The 19549-nt window shown below is 35.2% G+C and carries 12 protein-coding genes and 4 pseudogenes; 12 read left to right on the forward strand and 4 right to left on the reverse strand.

The features are described from left to right. Positions 1-346: 346 nt before the first annotated feature. From BN1082_RS14415 to BN1082_RS28225, 3 genes are all read right to left on the reverse strand, one after another. A complete protein-coding gene (locus BN1082_RS14415; RefSeq protein WP_090635298.1) occupies positions 347-574 on the reverse strand; it encodes a hypothetical protein in 228 nt (75 codons plus the stop codon). A 374-nt stretch (positions 575-948) separates the two neighbouring features. Further along, entirely contained in the window at positions 949-1983 is a 1035-nt protein-coding gene (locus tag BN1082_RS14420; RefSeq protein WP_090635299.1) for a hypothetical protein, read from the reverse strand. A 1057-nt stretch (positions 1984-3040) separates the two neighbouring features. Further along, positions 3041-3922 (reverse strand): HNH endonuclease, encoded by an 882-nt coding sequence (locus BN1082_RS28225; protein WP_245640440.1) that lies wholly within the window; start codon positions 3920-3922, stop codon positions 3041-3043. A gap of 254 nt (positions 3923-4176) precedes the next feature. Here BN1082_RS28225 and BN1082_RS14430 point away from each other — a divergent pair. The 11 genes and pseudogenes from BN1082_RS14430 to BN1082_RS14475 form a co-directional block, all read left to right on the forward strand. Next, positions 4177-4509, forward strand: a pseudogene (locus BN1082_RS14430) (tyrosine-type recombinase/integrase); the annotation flags it as partial. A 232-nt stretch (positions 4510-4741) separates the two neighbouring features. After that, positions 4742-4954: a hypothetical protein gene (locus tag BN1082_RS14435; protein ID WP_090635301.1), complete on the forward strand. Its 213-nt coding sequence runs from the start codon at positions 4742-4744 to the stop codon at positions 4952-4954. A 153-nt stretch (positions 4955-5107) separates the two neighbouring features. Further along, positions 5108-5257 (forward strand): hypothetical protein, encoded by a 150-nt coding sequence (locus BN1082_RS27590; protein WP_176699805.1) that lies wholly within the window; start codon positions 5108-5110, stop codon positions 5255-5257. Beyond that, a complete protein-coding gene (locus tag BN1082_RS14445) occupies positions 5258-5488 on the forward strand; it encodes a hypothetical protein (RefSeq protein WP_090635303.1) in 231 nt (76 codons plus the stop codon). A 109-nt stretch (positions 5489-5597) separates the two neighbouring features. Further along, entirely contained in the window at positions 5598-5747 is a 150-nt protein-coding gene (locus BN1082_RS27595; RefSeq protein ID WP_176699806.1) for a hypothetical protein, read from the forward strand. Positions 5748-5998: 251 nt separating this feature from the next. After that, the gene (locus BN1082_RS14450; protein ID WP_090635304.1) at positions 5999-6418 is read left to right on the forward strand and encodes a hypothetical protein; all 420 of its coding nucleotides are present in this window, start codon (positions 5999-6001) and stop codon (positions 6416-6418) included. Positions 6419-7226: 808 nt separating this feature from the next. Beyond that, positions 7227-8573 (forward strand): annotated as a pseudogene (locus tag BN1082_RS14455) (IS1182 family transposase). 270 nt (positions 8574-8843) lie between these two features. Next, the gene (locus BN1082_RS14460; RefSeq protein WP_090635305.1) at positions 8844-10289 is read left to right on the forward strand and encodes a competence protein CoiA family protein; all 1446 of its coding nucleotides are present in this window, start codon (positions 8844-8846) and stop codon (positions 10287-10289) included. Positions 10290-10299: 10 nt separating this feature from the next. Continuing rightward, the gene (locus BN1082_RS14465; protein ID WP_090635306.1) at positions 10300-12222 is read left to right on the forward strand and encodes a hypothetical protein; all 1923 of its coding nucleotides are present in this window, start codon (positions 10300-10302) and stop codon (positions 12220-12222) included. Next, positions 12219-13097, forward strand: a complete 879-nt coding sequence (locus BN1082_RS14470) for a hypothetical protein (protein ID WP_090635307.1) — start codon at positions 12219-12221, stop codon at positions 13095-13097. The genes BN1082_RS14465 and BN1082_RS14470 overlap by 4 nt, the downstream gene beginning before the upstream one ends. Then, positions 13098-18356 (forward strand): DEAD/DEAH box helicase, encoded by a 5259-nt coding sequence (locus tag BN1082_RS14475; protein ID WP_090635308.1) that lies wholly within the window; start codon positions 13098-13100, stop codon positions 18354-18356. An 11-nt stretch (positions 18357-18367) separates the two neighbouring features. Here the strand turns inward: BN1082_RS14475 and BN1082_RS14480 are convergent. After that, positions 18368-18839, reverse strand: a pseudogene (locus BN1082_RS14480) (IS66 family transposase); the annotation flags it as partial. Positions 18840-18920: 81 nt separating this feature from the next. On the opposite strand from BN1082_RS14480, the pseudogene BN1082_RS28230 reads away from it, so the two are divergent. Continuing rightward, a pseudogene (locus BN1082_RS28230) lies at positions 18921-19373 on the forward strand (IS66 family transposase); the annotation flags it as partial. Between the last annotated feature and the right edge of the window lie 176 nt (positions 19374-19549).

The following is a 19549-nucleotide window of genomic DNA, read 5'->3' on the forward strand; positions in this document are numbered from 1 at the left end:
ACTCCATAGAATAAAAACTGTGAAATATAGGTAGTTAGTGGTGTCATAAATTAGGTTCAAAAAATGGGGAGAAAATTATGTTTTACGGCTATGCAAGCTGGAAATACATTCTTACAAACAAGTAGAGGAAATTACAGGGATAAGTAAAGTTCGCTAATTAGGGCAAAAAAACAAGAGTGAACTAAAGAATGAAAAAAGAGAATTGTATGGCACGGCTGAAATGGTCGCGAAAAAAATTGAAGAAAAATAAAAAACTGACCCAAATAAATCGTAATTTATCGACCTTTTGAGTCAGCCTCTGCTAGTGTCATTTGGAAAGGCGTGTAGTATTAACTTCCAGCTCCTGTTATGCTTTCCACTCTTTTCTTAAAGCTTTTCTAGATAATTTAACGGCTTCTTCATCGTTACAGCTTTGGGCAAAACCGACAATTTTCTCATCTTCATCTTGCGAGTAGGAAGAAAAGGCTTTAAAAATACCATTTTCTAATTTAAACACTTCCGTTCTTATGGTTCCCCCAACTCGGTCTCTAGTTCTTGCATAGTAAAAGCTATCTGAAATCTGGTGTTTCTCCATTTTCTACCCCTCCCTTTTTAATTGAATGATATATCTAGTTTGGTTTAATTTCAAAAGGCGAAAATGTGAATTTGATACATCAAAGGTGTATCAAAATTAGCTTGTATTGCCATTAAAATGGTCGTTTCTAGATGTTTTGCTACACCTAATAGGTGTTAAAAATCAATTTTTCATATTTTTTAAGTTATGAAACCATATATAGAAATTAAAAAACCGTTCCCGTTTGAGGAACGGCGTAAAAAAATCCTTTATTAAACAAATGGCTCTTTTTAGATCAATAAGAAAAGCAATCTTTATTAAGAATTGCGCCCAATCGATTTATAGGTTATTAAAAAAGCATCAAACTACTTTCTTGTTAATCTATATGCTCTTTATCATAAAAATAAATCTAAATTGTAATCAATTATTAAGGGGTTATTTACTTCTTTTGTATTCTTATTAAATAGTTTTGTTATTTTATTTCTTGTTGATAATTTTGTTTCCCTCCAACGTTTTGGTGATACAACAAGATTTTCTACATGAGAAAGAATAATGTTAGACAAAATCATTTTAATTTCCCTAGTGTCTCTTTTGAGTAAATCTTCTTTTATAAATCGATAACGTCTATCATTTCTTTTAAAGTGGCTTAATAATATAAATGTTTGTCCATTTTGAGGAAAAACAGTTATAAATAAAGGCGCTAAAGAAATACTAAAATCCCCTAAATCATTTATTTTTGTACCGTTTAAGTTCTCTTCTAAGAAAGTTGCAGACGAAACTGCAATGTGATATTCTTCTCCAAGAACAATCACATTTGTAATAATATCATCATAAAACATATTTTCTAGGTCTGTGTTTAATTTTTGACGATATCTTTCTAACCTTTTTTCTGCATCTTGCGTACCAAACAATGCTCTAGAATACAATTCTTTCATATAATGTATATGCTCTTCTGATGGTGGCCCCGCCTCGAAACTACTGCTTATTGCAGTATAACTGCCCTTATCTAGTAAATCTAAAAGTGTTCTGTACATATTAGCACTAGATTTCTTCGCATGATATTCCTTTGCTGTTGCTCTATAAGTAAATAAAAATTCCTGCTCTGCATTCCCTGGTATGTAATCATAGTTTTCAATTGGTCTAAATATGCTATGATCGTGATGACCACAAAATCCAGTAAAAGTAGTGGCTTTTTTACGGCCTTTCTCTTGAAGGTCGGTTGTAATTCCATAATCATTACCTCCAACAGCACCAAACATTAGAACTTCGCCATTTTCTGAAATTTTGTTAAGTATTTTGTTATTTTGTATTGAATGAGCTTTGATTATCCTTTGACTGCAATTGCTGTCCTCATGAAAACAACCACTCCATAGATGTTTGTTCTTAAATTTATTAAAATTAATTAAAAAATCCCTAAATTTCTTATCCATTCTTCCTAATCCCTCCTAACCTTTCCTTGCAAATATTTTTCCATTTTTACTAAACTAAATAAAACAATTTCAAAACAGATATAAACTTCATTTTTTAGTTTATTAAACTATTAATGGGAGTAATTGAAGCGTTACAAAATAAATAAAAAATAAATGAGTTTTATTTCCACATATAATATTTTGAATAAAATCCTTATACCACTCGTCAATCTGGACTGTTTGTTAAACAAAAATTAAACACATCTCTTCTACAAACCTCCGCCGTTAGCCACCCATGCAGCAGAAAAATCATTGCTGCACCACAGAGAATGAAAATGGATTATGTGGTCGATACTGTTTTAATGGCTGGCGAGGAAGGTCGATGAACTATGGTGCCTTAGAGCCCGTCCGTTAGTCTGACTCCAGCGACCACGGTGCACCACCGACTGTCGCGCCCTTTAGGGGTAGCACTCATGGGAGATTAATCCTTTTTCTGGTTGTTGCGCCAGCTTTACCTGATTTTATTTTAAGTAGAAAGGTATTACTATTCGTTTTACCAGCCAACCTTATATCTTTCCTTCATGAGGCTCAGCCTTTTTTTAAAAACTGGTTTTTCTGGGTCTGTTTTTTCATGCCCTTTTTCATTTTTTATTTTCATGGGAGTTGAAGAAGAAACCTTTCCACAAAAAATGCCATAATAATTGGTGTTTGAAACAATTCGACCAGATAGCCGCGAATAATTCAGATTGTAAGACAAATGGGTGTAGAATTTGTAGCCAAAAGGATAAAAAACGAATGGTTGAACTGTTACTTCTGATCTTTTATTGATAAATGGCGATATACAATTTGAGGTACTATGGCGGTACCAATCATGTCACTTCTAGGCGAGTTTAGACCTGATTTATAGTGAAATGAATGGTCATTTCGGCATCTTAAAAGTGGATTGTAAGCGAACGAGTACCTCCTTGCTTGAAGAGAAAAACCATCCAGTCGCGATACTGCTTTTAGCCCTGGTCCACAGGATCCAAATCAACAGTATAAAAGGAAGGGGGGCGGGTGTATGCGCCTGCATTCGCGTTTATTTACACCATATCGCTCCCAAAATTTTTTTTGATTTAAAACGGTTGTGATAATGCCAATAAATATAACCTTTTTGGCGTTCATTCATTTTTAATCGGATGTTTGGATTAATGTTCATAAAAATTAGAACAGTATCATTCAGATCATCGCCTACTTGAAGGCTCCCTTTTTCATCAAAGGAAATGTAGCCCTTATCAAATAATGAATCATGATTTGGGCAGAGGAGCAATCCGTTATTTACATCTAATCGTTCTTCATTGGTCGATATACTCCATGGTTTTATGTGACTAGCAATAAGAAAACGTTCATCATTAACACCACATAAAGCACATTGTTTTGACTGAGAAAGAAGTTTCTGTTTAAACAATGATTGACCAATTCTTGTCTTTACAATTCTCTCTTTTTCAGTTTCATCTAATATCTGGTCAGCATTTAATTCTCCCGTTAAGTTCTCAATTTCTTGGATTAGTTCCATGTCACCATGAATAAGTCGGAGAGGGAATATCCATACGTTTCTCATTTTTCCGTTGATGTCAATTTGTTTTTCTGTATATGGTTTGCCAGCTAATTCGACTCGCCCTTGATATGTATATTGCTTTGGTTTTAATACTTCAAAAAAATGCATATCTACTGCATTATGGTTAGATTCTGCCAGTGTTTTATTCTGACTAGTCAAAGTTTGATCTCCTACTTGCCCCATACCTGTATAGTGGAAGACGTCGCCTTCAACTCGGTCCTTGTATAGACCTGTTTTGTCTGAAATCAAAACTAGAGTATTGGTACGATGTGAACGCCGCATTCCACCTTGTGGAGCGCATAAAAATATACTTGTTAGCTGTTCATTGTTGATAATTTCTCCTGGCTTAATTGCAATGTCCATAGTGAATCCCCCTATACTTGAATGTGCTAATTTTACTATAATAAATTATTGATAGGAACTCTATTATAAAAGTGGTATCTTAATGAATATTTATGGGTGGCAAGGCAGTTTCAAGGAATTTATTGAAATAAACGTGGATCACTTAGTTAATTTACTTTGTATGCATATCTACAATCGACCGGTAGAAGAAGCACAAATTAATTCGGCTGAAAAAGGTACTTTATCTCAAATAAATGCCTGGTATGACTGCATCCCAAAAGTATATTCAAATAAGAGGAGTAATTGATACGGATGCTCTATTTGTTACTCTTGATGGTGAGAAAATGTCTAAAAGGCAATTTCAGAATAGGGTAACATATTACGGTAAACAAGCGGATATAAAAGGAGTTAGATGTTCTTTCCATACGTTTAGACATACTTTTGCAAAATTAAGCGTGAAGAACGGAGCTGGGATATTTGAATTACAACAGATTTTGGGGCATACAAGCATGGAAATGATCAGAGTGTATGTAAATCTTTTTAGTGATGATGTAATGGATAAACATAGAACGTTTTCTCCATTGGTTAATATAAAGGTTAGAATGTAGTCAGTTAAGTAAGAAACACATACGTATTCTTCAATCGAAACAAAAAAGGAACCTGCAATAGTCGTAAATAAATTGACAAGATAACTTTTTAAAAATCTATATCTTTTTTATGAATCACTATACCCCTAATTCTTTCATGGTTCTTGTTAATCCTCGAAACAAAGTAACGTAAACAAGGTTAATCAAAGAGGTGTCGTTTAGGTACCTCTTTCTTTTAAGGAGACGAAAAAAAATGAACAAAATATCATTCGAGATTCATTATAAAGCCTATAATAGAACAACTCAACGAAGCTCGTTTCTATTAATAGGAAGAAAAACCGAGCAAGTCGCTTTCGAATGGTGGAAACAAATTAGAAAGGAAATGTCATTTCACACCGAGTTAGATAAGGTAATTGTAAATGGTGATCAGGATGTTACGGATATTGTTAAGGAATTAGAATCGTAAGAATTGAGAAATATTGATGATAATTGGAATTTACCATTTTAAGCCCTCTTGATTAACGGAGAAAAATATAAAACTATCGCCAACGAAATTGGTTGCTCAACTAAGACCGTTCAGCATGCGGTGCAACATGACCAAATGTTAGCGATTTTCAAAGTGTCTGATCGTTTCGAACCTACTCTTGATGGTAAACTGAGTAAAACTACAAATCTAGTTCAAGTGATTGCTTATGCTCCGTTCGAGTTTGTTCAAAGTGTGTTCAAAGTCGTTGAAAGAACCGTCAAAAAGACCGTCAAATTGGTATAAATGGCGAAGGAAAAGCTTTCTAGTGGTAACTCATCAAAGAGCCAAAACAACGCCGAACCAAGCCTGAAACAGGCTCCAAACAAGCCTAAAAACGTAATCGTTCTGATAAGTATCTTGTTCAATCTTATGATAATTCTTGGAGCCAACAAACAAGAAATGAGCAAGGATAAACAAGTAGCAAAAAGAAATTTAATTGCTGATAAATTAACGAAGTTTAGAGATTCAAAGTAAGTTTAATTAATGACAAAAGTTTACATTTACGATTTTGAACCAACAAACGAAAGATTGGAACAAATTGAACTAGAGATCATAGAAGGTCAACTAACTAATCCTTGGGAAGATGTTAAATAATGGAGGTTTAGTAGATGGGCGTTTTGGTTCTTGGCTTGGTTCTCATTCTGATTATGTTCATTGGAATGTTGTCTTTAAAGTTTTGTATGCTGAAATAGGTATTTGCAAGGTGCCGATTTCAGGGAAAAAAATATATTGAAGAGGATAATTGCCATGTTAATTGCATCAAGTAATCGAGCATTAGAGATCAAAAACGTATTTAACAAACTTAACTATCTTAAACGCGAATTAACTCTGTCAGAAAATACTTTAGATGAGAATAGCCGGAACTTTCATAAACTATAGTTTTATAAAACGTTGCTCGACCTTGAGTTGTCACTTAGGTTTTTACAGCGTAATATAAAGGAAGATGCAGCATGAAAATAAATTTAACATTGGAGGCAAAACAAAATGGCATTTATCGAAATAAACTTACACCACAAGATATTAAACCCGACACGGGTTATAAACACAAATCAAATAGCCGATATTAATGCTCGAGAGAATCGAATATTGAAAAACTGGCACGGTACGGTAATCCACTTAACAAGTGGGGAAATTTTAGAAGTTGAAGAAACCCAAGAAGTCTTGATGAAAATGATCCAAAAAGCTGAACAAACCGGAGAAATCGTTAAATCTAATGCCGGTAAATTCTCGGGCATCAAATTAGAAAATCAGCGAATTGAGAAAACAGATGCAGAAAAGAAAATGGAAAAATTTGTGAAAAAGGAAGTCGAAAAACGATTAGAAGAAGAAAGGGAGAAGAAATTCCTACAAGCACGGTCCGAAGGTAAAGGATTCTTTAAATCGTTATTTGCGAGTAGAAAATGAAGATATTTTGAGGCAACAACTTAACAGGAACCGGAGATCTTGATACGGCTCTTGATCTACATAAAACAAAATGAGGAAGTTGATAGAATAAAAGAGTATCAGAGGATCTCGCTTTGAAGCGATATTTATATGTGAAAATGAAAAATTCAAAAATGGTCGAAAGGTTATCCAACTCGGGTGACTATTTTTTTTTTCGCTAACGGCTCATACCTTATAAAGTGGTTTTTGTAAATCGCTCCTAGGAGCCCTTGTCAGGATTAGTCAAAGTGGAATAAACACAAATCAAAGTATATTTTTGAATCCTTATCAAGTAAGGACTCACTCTGATATTTTTATTAAAGAGATCGTATGTTATCGATAACCACAATCGATCCTTTTTGGTGGATGGTACTTTTTTGGGCATAAAAAAAGACCGCTAGAGCGATCTCTATTAGTTTTTACATATGCGAGGAGAAAGTGAAAAAATATTCACTTTACAAAAATGGAATACATTTATACGATTTCAACACAATAAAAGAATCTGCTAAATGGCTTGAAAATCTTATTGGGTGATCTTTGTATCAGGGGTTAACAGGTTTAAGAGATGGATGGAAACCTAAGGAACATTCACAACTATTCGGTTATGAAATCAAGATAAATCATTTAAATGAGTGATACAATAATAGTTTTGAGGTAATATTTAAAATTGGATCAAAAGCCATCCTATACGGGTGGCTCCAGACTGTCGACAAATCCGAAAAAATCGGGTTTGTCGGCAGTCTTTTTGTTTGTATAATTAAAGTACAGAGATGTAAATGAGGTAGATGAAATGCTAACTAAAAATACACAGATGAATCGTGATCAAATAGAAATGATTGCTCTAGAACAACTTGTTCCTGCTAACCATTTGGTTCGGAAGATCGAAACTGCTATAGACTTTTCATTTATCTATTCATTAGTACAAGATATGTATTCATCTGAGCGGGGACGTCCAAGTATTGACCCTGTTGTATTGATTAAGATCGCCTTCATCCAATATACCTTCGGTATTCGTTCCATGCGTAAAACTATAGAAGAAATCGAAACAAATATGGCCTATCGTTGGTTTTTATGATAAGATCCCGCATTTTTCAACGTATAGTAAAAACTATGAGCGACGCTTTAAGGATACGGATTTATTTGAACAGATTTTTTATCGTATTTTGAAGGAAGCAGCTGAAAAGAAAATGATTAGTAGCGAGCACGTTTTTATAGATTCTACACATGTTAAAGCAAGTGCAAATAAGCATAAATTCGAAAAGAAAATGGTATGAAAAGAAGAGAAAGCATATGAAGCACGTCTGAAAGAGGAGATTAATAGTGATCGTGAAGAAAACGGGAAAAAGCCATTTCCTTCAGATAAATTTAATAAAGAAGAATATAAAGAAATTAAAGAGAGTACTACAGATCCAGAGAGTGGTTATTACGTAAAGGACGAGCGAACAAAACAGTTTGCGTACTCATTCCATCAGCTGCTGATCGAAATGGTTTTGTTCTAGGTACGATTGTTACGCCAGGGAATATCCATGATAGTGTCATCTTCGAGCCACTTCTTGAAAAAGTAATTGAAAAACATGATAAACCTAATGCTGTTGCTGCTGACGCTGGATATAAAACACCTGCCATTGGTCAATATTTATTTAAAAATGATATGACTCCTGCTCTACCTTATACTCGCCCTCGTACAAAGGATGGTTACCTAAGAAAGCATGAGTATGTTTATGATGAATACTATGATAGTTATATCTGTCCGCAAGGACAAATGCTGAAATATGCAACAACGACGAAAGAAGGATATCGTCAATACTTCTCTAATCCGATTGAGTGTCAAAATTGCCCATTAATTTCAAATTGCACTCAAAGTAAAGAGCATAAAAAGCTGATACAGCGTCATGTATAGGAGAACTATCTAGAAGCAGCCAATCATCTTCGTCATACTGAAGAAAATAAAAGCATTTACGCAAGACGTAAAGAAACGATTGAACGTGTCTTTGCAGATGCTAAGGAAAAGCATGGTATGCGTTGGACAACCTTAAGAGGCCTAAAAAAATTGTCCATGCAAGCGATGCTTACTTTTGCTGCCATGAATTTGAAAAAGATGGCCAGTTGGACATGGAAAAGTCCAGAAATGGCGTAATAGTAGGTGGAGGATAGGCCTAAATTCTGCTCTTTACGAGCAAAATTACCACAAAAAGGCAGCCGAATGAACTCATTCGGCTGCCTTTTGTCTACAATCTGGACAATCCTGTATAGGATTGTTTTTTCTAGATGCCTTATGTTAGCTTACATGGTTAATAAGAACTAGTTATCCCAATCATAACATCCAGAAGAATCATTTTTTCTAGTAAAATTTCTCAATGTTAATATATAATAGAAGTATTAAATCTAATTAATTAAGGACTAACGTATGTTTGTAGCATTAGATAAAGATTATCATTTAGTAGATGTGAAGCAAGGGATAGAGAAATCTATTTTTTATTGCCCCTGCTGTTTAGAACCTGTGCATTTTGTTCGTTCACAGAAGAAAGTATGGTATTTTAGGCATAACAAGTTGATAGGGGAGAAAAAACGACAAGAATGTGAGTTATTCAGTAGTAATCTTTCTTTCTCATATGAAATTGATTTAGAGGAAGAGTGCAATCGAAAGATACGACTACAACTACATAGAGGTGATAAAACACATTTTTCTTTACTTTTCCCAAAACTTACGAAGGGGCAAACGTTACGTCAAGAGGATAATAAGAGTTATTTTCATGTGACTATAGAAGAGACAAAGCAACAAATTAGCTCTGTGAATTTAATGCATAATTGTGAAACAAATTTTTTACCAGTTTCGTTATGTGATTCATATACAATTTCGATTTCTGAAGAAGTGATAGATAATGCTATTACAGAAATATATCAAGGGGGTTACTATCCTCTTCAAAAGCCTGCTCTTTTTAAACCAATTGCAGGTAGAATTATTCACATTCCATATGTTGATATTACCATCCAAGATGAATTTTATATTCTGTCGAGACAAATGTTATTTTTTGCACAAGACATTCATGTACTTGAAACAGAAAAACTTAATACATTCACTTTATATAAGTGTGTGATGAATGACGCATTTTCAACGGATTGTATTTCCTGGTTCAAACGTGTTCTCAGCAAAAACTTACTACCCTCGAGTTACCATCTCGATGTTATAAAACCTGTAAAGTTTATTCGAGGTGATGGCTTGTTTCAAATTCAACAGGCAAACCTTGAGTTAAACCTCGCTTTTACAGGAAAACAAAACGAGCAGCAATTATTGAAAATTAAGCATCCTAATGAGCAAATCACGTACCAAAAGGTGACACCTGGTATTGTAAAATTACAACTTCCACAGTACGGTATCTATCAGATATCCGTCGCCTTACAGCGTGGTCCTTGGTTAACTATTAATCAAGTCAAGAAATTGACGACCTTTGATGTAGTTTCACCGAGCTGGCTTATTAATAATGAGGAAGTAATTTTTCGACAAAACATTATAAAAGGTGAGCAATTTGTAACCAAAAGCGTTTTCCCAATATGTTATTACAGTGGTTCCACTAAGAGTCACGGTAAAAAAACAGTGTTTGATTTTAAAGAAGAAATGGTTGCGAGTATCCCATATCTATGGAGTGTTAAGCTCCGAAAACCAAAGCTAGACATAAAATTAGATTTTCAAGAACTTCTCTTTTTCTATAAAACACAAGCAGAACTTGTGAAAGTAGATTCGGTTACGTACCAAAGTATTTTAGCGAGAATTGAGGCATCGAAACATCGACAATTATTGACTTTTGTTAGAAGCTATCCAAACATGATTCCAAAAAGATTTATAGATAGGTGAATAAAACAATATGATTGTATTAGGAAGAACAAAGTCTTTATCCTTTGCCAACACTGATATACCTGAACGACTTGTAATTGATGTTGTGGGAACTTTATCAGATAACAGTTTAATTCCACTTCATGCGGATGTCCGTCAACAAGCTCTACCCAATAACGGAAGAGTCTTCATTCCGAATTACTTCTCAGTGCCTGAGGAACATCAATATAAACTGTGGGAACTGAATGAAAGCCTTACTTACGAACCGTCATTGGCAAATTCTAGCAAATATGTTTTGGGTAAGGAGGTGCATAATGTCCCACTTTATGAAGTGATTACTTTACAAGGTAATTTCGAAACTCAAAAAAATTTAATTGAAACAAAGCTTCGTAATTCAATTAATTCTAAAGAAACACCACTTCCCAACGTTTTATTTACTACCGAAGACGGATATGTCATTGGCCCTGTAAAAATAAAACACTTGGTAGATGAAGCTTACACGTTAGTAGAAGATAATTTTGTTGCAGTTTACAAAATAGACATCTCGCTAACAATGATACACAATCGTTTATTCACAATTGCAAAGTTATTAGAAGATGATTTTGTAGGTTTTATTGATGTAGCAAATGATGAGCGTGCTGTGCGCGCTGCGTTGAAAATTTTAAAAGAGCAATATGAATACGGCGATCTCTCTCGCAAGGTCATTGCCCGGTTATCACAGATTTATACCTCGACAAGCGGAGAAATGAATCAACGTTTAACTCGTGTACAGCAAATCATTCAATCGAAAACATTTAATGAAGAAACAGAATTGTTTTTCCGTAATCAATTTTTAGATTTACCTTATGTACAACAAATGATAGAAGCAAATAAAAATGATGCTTTTGAAAAATTACTTGTGGACTTTAAAGTAAAGCATCGTGACTTAATAAAAGAAGTTGAAATAACGGAACACGCATTAGAAAACAAAAATCTTGAACTTACACATACTGAAGAAGTAATACAACAAAAAATTGCTCTCTTACAAAATATTGAGGAAAGTTTTTCCGTAAAACTTACGCAGCTGGAGAAGCAATTCGCAGATGTATATGTAGAGCACTTTTTACGACAAGGAATTAATGTCCAACAACAAATACCACAAACTAATCATTCACAAAAAGTAACAGAAATTCCACAAGCTTGTGTAAAAGTAATTACTAATAATGAACCATTTGCTTCTATAGATAAAACACTAGAAATCTTTCATACTAGTCGCAAGCGTTTGCATATTCGAGATCGTTATGAAACACTCCATAAAACAGTATTAGGGGCTATTTTATTTCGCGATCCAGTCATTATAGCGGGGACTCATAGCTTTGAGCTTGCACAGTTTATTGGACGAACATATAGTGCAAATCAGTTTTATTCGATTGTACCAGAGGTGAATTTGTTTAGCTTTGCGGCACTGGAAAATTTAACACCACACGCAGAGGATATATTAAGCGCAGTTCATATCCATAACTTGCACTTTACGCAAGGAGAATTTGCACTAAAAAGTTATGTGGAACTAATGAAGTGGAATGACAAGGCAACACAGTTACTTATCCTAACATTTGATGACGTTCAGCAGGCAAAAACATGTATTACTTCACTTAGCTGTACACCATTACTTTATGCTGAAGATTTTCTAAACTTTGCAGTACTTCCAAGGAAATTTATCACGGTCAACTTTGCTCAAATTGACCTTTCTGAAGTTGAAGATTTAGAACTAGAGGATTGTTCAACATTTAATAGAGAATTTGAAGCATGGTTTGAAGAAAAATTTGGTTACAAATTTGAACAATCCTTTGTTTTAGATAATTGGTTAAGCATTCTCACTTCAGATTTAGACGGCTCAAATGAAAGTGAGCTCGAGCACATATACAAATTATTTGAGCATTATATTACTAGCTTAAAGCGAGACGGAAAATCATGAACTGGATACAGTACTTAACAGAAAAATCGTTATATGTGAAAAGTATACTATCCTCTCAAAAGCAAATGGGCATCGACAAGGTACATTTCCGGCAACTTACGCCTGTGCTTAACCGTTTACTAGAATATGCACCACAAGAAGCACAAGAGTTTCTTAAGCACAAAACAGATACATCGGCTCAATGTTTACTTACTTGGCTAGCTACTATTGGAGAAATTATTAAGCTAGATAATGGATACTACGCTATTTGGCCAGCTTGTAATTTGGTGCTTCCTAGAACAAAGCAACAAATTGGAGTACGTTATGTCCTTGACCATGAGATACAACCAATTACGATTACTAGTAAACCTAATAAAACAAAGCCTATTTTAGCCATGACAGATTATTTGTATACATCTTCTTTACAAGAAACACTAAATGACTATAAGTCGTTTACTAAAAGCAATGATATAGACACGATTTACCGATTCACGAAACATGGCAAACAACAGGTAACGAAAAATTTTACCCCAAATGAATTGTATTTCGCAGAGAAGAAACAAGTATTTGTACATGGTGGGCATAAAACTGACCGTTTCCTTGCAAAATTTCAAAATGGTTGGCATATTCAGCAGGTGGCAGAACGAAATGTCAGGAGAGTTTATTATGCATTGAATGCACGGGCAGGTCGCTATTATACGTATAGTTTAAAAAAGCATACGGTGTATACAGAACTAGAGTTACAATTTTGCTTACCGCATGAGGAATTTGCAATGATTTCTTTAATTGGGATGCCAAAAATATTTAAAAATGCGAAGACCTTTTATATCCCAAATATGTATGTAGAAGATATGATTGCAATTTTACAAAGGTTAGAGATGAAAGAGAGATGTTAAATGGATTACACATTAAATAAAGTAGCCGATCGCTTACAAAAAAGGTTAGTTGAATATATTGAAACGCGTTATGTGATCAGTAACGATATTTTACAAAAAAAACGTCATTCTTTGCTTGAAACACCTGGAACATTGCGTACAGCACCGTATATTGAAGCAACTCCTGTTTACGAGCTTGGGAGTACGTATCAAGAGATGAATATTCTAGCAAGTACGAAATCGCTGATGAATGAGCTTGCCGAGTATGGCATCGGTGTATTCCCACGTCCATATGTCCATCAGCAAACAGCGATGGAAGCATTCTTAACTGACAATAAAGATTTGATAGTTTCAACAGGTACTGGTTCTGGTAAAACGGAATCATTTTTACATCCAATGCTTGCTACTCTTTACGAAGAAGCTGTGACAAGACCAGCATCTTTTGCTCGGCGCGGTGTGCGAGCACTTATTTTATATCCGATGAATGCTCTTGTAAGTGACCAAATGACACGTCTTCGTAAATTAATGGGGGATGAGCGTGTCAAATCACGCTTTCATGTACATGGTCGTAATCCGCAATTCGGGATGTATACGTCTAGAACGCCGTATGCTGGGGCTCCTAACAAATTTAAAGATAAATTACAGTTGCAACCAATTTTAATGCATTATTTGGAAGTGGAGAAAAATAATCCAGATATCGCTAAGCAATTAAAAGAGCGTGGTAAATGGTATGCTAAGGATTTACAAGCATTTAAAGACTCAAAAATGCCAAAAACATTTCGCTATACAACTAGCCCTAATGATGCTGAACTATTAACCCGTCATGAAATGCATGAAACACCTCCAGATATTTTAGTTACAAACTATTCCATGCTTGAATACATGCTCATGCGTCCAATTGAGCACACAATTTGGCAGGATACGAAGGACTGGCTAGCGAGTGATTCAGCCAATCAATTTGTCCTTGTACTAGACGAAGCTCACATGTACCGTGGTACAAGTGGTGCTGAAGTTGCTTTACTAATACGTCGCTTGCAAGCAAGACTTGGTATCTCACGCGACCGTATGAAAGTAATCTTAACATCAGCATCACTCGGCAAAGAAGGAGACACAGAAACACCAATTCGCTTTGCACAACAACTAACAGGAGCGGCTGAATCCCGTAAATTTAAGTTAATTACTGGTAAAAAAGAAACTCGTCCACAAGGCAAAACAATGACACCTGATGAAGCATCTCATTGGGCAAACATTGACTATCCGCTTGTTGCTGAATGGAATAAAAAATATAAAGATATAGTAGAGCATTTACAGCCAATTTTTGAAGCACTAAAATTTGATACACTTCCAGCAGACAAAAATGAATTCCAAGAATTTGTATTCAAACAGTTAAATGGATATGGTCCAGTTGAACAAGTAATTAAGAAAATTAGTGGTAATGCAACATCAGTTGAGGAGCTTGTTGAAACTGTTTGCCCAAAAGTATACTTTCCAACAGCTGAAAAAGCAATTAGTAATCTATTACTTCTAGCAAATATGGCCGTTAAAAACGGACGGGTTTTATTACCGGCACGTTTGCATTTGTTCTTTAGAGGATTATCGGGTGTGTTTATTTGTATGAATCCGAACTGTGATAATTCAGGATTCCTAGGAAAGATCTATGATGCATACCGAGAGCAGTGTACATGTGGTAGTCGGGTATTTGAATTATATACACATATGTTATGTGGTGCCGCTTTTATTAAAGCGTTTTGTGAAAAGGATACAAATTTTCCAACGTATTTATGGAGTGAACCAGGAAGCGACATTGTTGGTGAGCCACTAGAAGAAATTCATTTACTAATAGAAAAGCCGAACGATCGTGCGCTTGAAGGTAAAACATTAAAACCCCTATGGATAAATGTGAAAACGGGATATATAGTTGACTCACCTCAGCAAGACACAAATTTTATTCGTGTTTATATGTCCTTGGAAAGACCGAAGAAAAATCGTAAACAGAAATACTATTCTTCTGCTAAATCATTTAATACTTGTCCTTGTTGTTTAAAGAAATCACAATATAATATTCGCGATCTACGTACAAAAGGTGACCAGCCATTCGGTGAGATTGTGCGTGAGCAATTTGCAATTCAGCCACCAGTCAGTGGTAAAGAAAAGCTACCAAACGAGGGCCGTAAAGTATTAATATTCTCAGACGGACGTCAAAAAGCCGCACGTTTAGCACGTGATATCCCGTTAGAAATGGAAAAGGACGTTATTCGTCAGCTAATTCTACAAGCAACTACATTAAAAAAAGGTAGTATTAAAATTGACAATTATCTCTATAACACATTACTTTATTTGCTTAATGAAAATCGTGTCCAAATTTTAGAAGGCGATGAGCGAAAAAGTGTTCAAAATGATGCCGATTATTTAAAGAAAGAATACGATAATGATCTTGATTATATTTTTGAAGAAGCGTTAGAACCATCTAAAACTTTAATTAAACGCATCTATCAAGTTATAGGTAATCCCGGCTTTTCCATTTACGATACAGCAACAGGTTACGTCACATTAAGTGCACCGATACTAAAACGTAAGTATCAAAAGGTTGAGGACTATATTTCAAAAGAAGATTTTGAAACAATTGTCATCTTATTTATTAAGGAAATGCTAGCGGATGTATCGATATTTGACGCTGTACTAACACCAAATGATCGTAAAGAAATTCTTGGACAATATCGTTCTGAAGAGGATTGGAGCCGAAATTACGGGGGATTAAGCCGTAGTTTAAAGAAACTAATCGAACACCTTGCTCCAGGTCATGTACAAGAAATTATAGATGAACTGTACAGTCTTTGCCAAATGCAAAATGAACGCTACTTGCTAAAAAAGGATCCACTTATTATTAAGCATGCACTAGAAGAGACTTGGTATTACTGTTCAGACTGTCGTGAGATTCATTTACGAACAGCCAATAATCTTTGTGTTAACTGCTTAAGCGATAACTTGAAAGAGTTGACACCGAATAGCGAAGATTTTAATGCTTTAAAAGGATTCTGGCGCTCTCCAATTCAAGAAGTTCTTGATAATCGACGTATTAAAAATATCCGAGTAGAAGAACATACTGCACAACTTTCACAAAAAGATGTTCGCCATGCACTTGCAACAACTGAAAAGTATGAGCTTGGCTTTCAAGATATTGAAATGGACAAAGGTATGGGTGTTGTCGATATTTTAAGCTCCACAACAACAATGGAGGTAGGAATTGATATAGGTTCCTTAACGGCAGTCAGCCTCCGCAACATGCCACCGCAACGAGAGAACTATCAGCAGCGGGCTGGGCGGTCGGGCCGTCGTGGATCGTCATTATCAACAGTTATCACATATGCTCAGGATAGTCCTCATGATCATTACTACTTCGACAATCCGAAGAAAATGATTAGCGGTGACACACGTGATGCGTTAATTTATATTAACAATAAAAAAATTGTCCAACGTCATATCAATGCCTTATTTATCCAAACATACTTTCATAAAGTAGTGCACACCAGCTTAAAACACGAAAAGTATACAAAAATCAATGAATCACTGGGCTTTACAGTGGACTTCTTTGAAGGAGAGCCACCGTTCAATTTTGAATCATTTGATGAATGGCTTAGCGAACAAAATTATAGGAAATTCAAAGGTATTCCAGGAATATATGATATTATCCCTCAAGATATGGTTGCTGAAGAAGATGATCCAATACGTGTGAAGGAAATGCTCATTCGTGAAACGATGGACATCCTATTAGAAAAGCTTAGAGCGAAATATGAGGAAAACATCGACTCTTTAAAATTAGCTGATGAAGATGAAGCGGAAGAACATGTAGCCACAAGAATGTTCATTGAATTCTTATTCAATTATGGATTCTTACCATCATATGCGTTTCCAGTCGATTTAACAAGCTTCTATATACAAAAGAAAGAAAATAAAGAAATTGTGCTAGAACAACAACCACAACTACAGCTAAATCGTGCTTTAAGTGAATATGCACCAGGCCGCATGCTTGTTGTGAATAAAAAGAAATACCGTGTGGGTGGAATTTTCAACCCATACTTGAAAAACCCGTTTAGCGACGAAGTTAATCATCAGCTCGATGAAGTCGTTTATTGCGATCGATGTCATTTTACAAAGCTTGAGCACTACACTGAAACAAGATGTCCAACATGTAATGCAAAACTAAAACGTATGCCATATATGCGACCAACAGGTTTCTCACCAGAGATGGGTAGAGAACTACAGGATTTTGATTTAGAGCAAGATTACAGTTATACAAATGATCCGCAATTACCGTTTACTCATAGCCATGAATCCTTAGAGTTCTCAATACTCTACAATGGCAATATTCAGTATGCGACAAAATTAAATGATGAACTCATCATCATGAATCGTGGCGTACAGCGTCAAACCGGATTTAATATGTGTAAAGATTGCGGCTTTATTCAACCTGTATATGAAGGCATAGAGCCACCAGCAAGTCATTTAAAACCTTTTTTAACAGTTGGTCGTGATAATGAGTGTAGAGGGGAATTACTCCAAGTCTTTTTAGCAAACAGATTCAATTCAGATTTATTATTCATTCGACTCCATCTCTCAAAACAGCTTGACGTAGGCGATATCAAACCCTGGTTAAATAATTCTCTAACAACGATTGGTGAAGCATTTAGCTTAGCAGCTGGTCGTGTTTTAGACATTGATGCACAAGAACTTTCTGTCGGTCATCGCTTTGTACGAGGAGAAGACAATGAACTGTACGCAGATATATACGTCTTCGATACACTGGAAGGAGGTGCAGGCTATTCGTTAATGGCAGGAGAAAAAATGCAAGACATCCTAGAGGAAACATTAAAAGTCCTTAACGTATGTCCAAACGATTGTGACTCGTCATGTTATAAATGCTTGCGTCACTACAATAATCAGTTTAAACATAAGTCTCTCCATCGTAAGCTTGGTTACGAGCTGCTTCATTATTTAATGACCAACCAAATTAAATCTTATGATGAAACTGACCAACAACTATGGCTTAGTCGCATTATAGAAACGCATCAGCTATTCTCAGGAACAATTTCTATTCCGTTCAATAAGCAAAATAACATCGTCTACATTGAGCTTTTTGGTCAGAAAATAGCGTTGAAAAATAATATCATTGCAATGAATAATGACGACTTTTTATATTTCTCACCATTTGAGATTCAATTCGACTTGCCAAATGTCTATTTGAAAGTAAAGGGAGCGAAGGAAGAGAGCAACCAGTTCTAAAATACTTACGTACAATATTTTACACCGATTTTCCCATTTTTGCAGTCCGCCTTTTAGCCAATAGCGACGAACATGCGCCCAACAATTTTCGATGGTGATGCCTTCTATTATGTCATAGGACGAATAACCATCACAGACAATCGTTCCAGAATAATTTTCTATGAACTTTTCAAGAACATAGCAATCTCGTGATAATGAACTATGAAACAGAACAATTGGTGGACATTGACTAGGCACACTTCGATGCACCCAGTTGAAGGCGTTAGATTAACCTGATTTTCCATCGGATCGGTTGATAATTTGTCCATATATTTCATCGACATGTAAAATCGATTTAGCCATCATCAACTTTTTAATATGTTCGTAAATAGGCAATAACCAGTCATGTGCTTTACAAATGACCCAATTGGAGAGTTTCTTATCATTCGTGTTTAGGCCATAACATTCCCATTCCATTACCTGAAGGTAAAAGGGCAAGAATTGATTTCTACGACCTCTTGAGTTTCCCTATTAAAATTTATAAATAGAAAACTTTTAAAATAACTAGATATTAATAATACTTTTAAGCGAAGAAAAAAACTGCAAAAACTCTCGAAGCCGTTCGTTGAAATGTTTCTGGACTGGGTTGAAAAATCACAATTCTACGGGAAAAACGAACTCGCAAAAGCAGCCGAATACACACTTAATCGGGTGAATGGACTAAAAGCAATTTTGGATGATGGCCGCATTGAAATCGATAACAATCCAGCAGAAAACGCCATCCGTCCAAATATTATTGGTCGAAAAAATTGGCATTTTTCCGTCAGCGAAGCCGGTGCCAAAGCCAACTCCATCTGTTTAAGTATCGCAGAAACGGCAAAAGCGAATAGAGTGGATTTCTATCAGTAACTTATGACGGTACTGTCGAATCTACCAAATCTAGATATTCATAGAAACCCAGAAATAATAAATCAATATATGCCCTGGTCAAAAAATATCCAAACAGCATGTAGAAAAAAATATAGCCGTATATTCTGATAAAAAATCAAATATATACGGCTATTTATGTTACCTACCGATAGGTGCGCTTAATTTTTATAATTCGGGCTTAGATTGTTCAGTTAATTTCTCGAATAAAAATGTGAAAGATGAAAGACCAAAACAATATTTTTCTTATCATTAAATTTATTTTTAACTTATATAAAATTTGTCAT

The organism is Neobacillus massiliamazoniensis, from assembly GCF_001048695.1.
GTDB classification, from domain to species: Bacteria; Bacillota; Bacilli; order Bacillales; family Cytobacillaceae; genus Neobacillus; species Neobacillus massiliamazoniensis.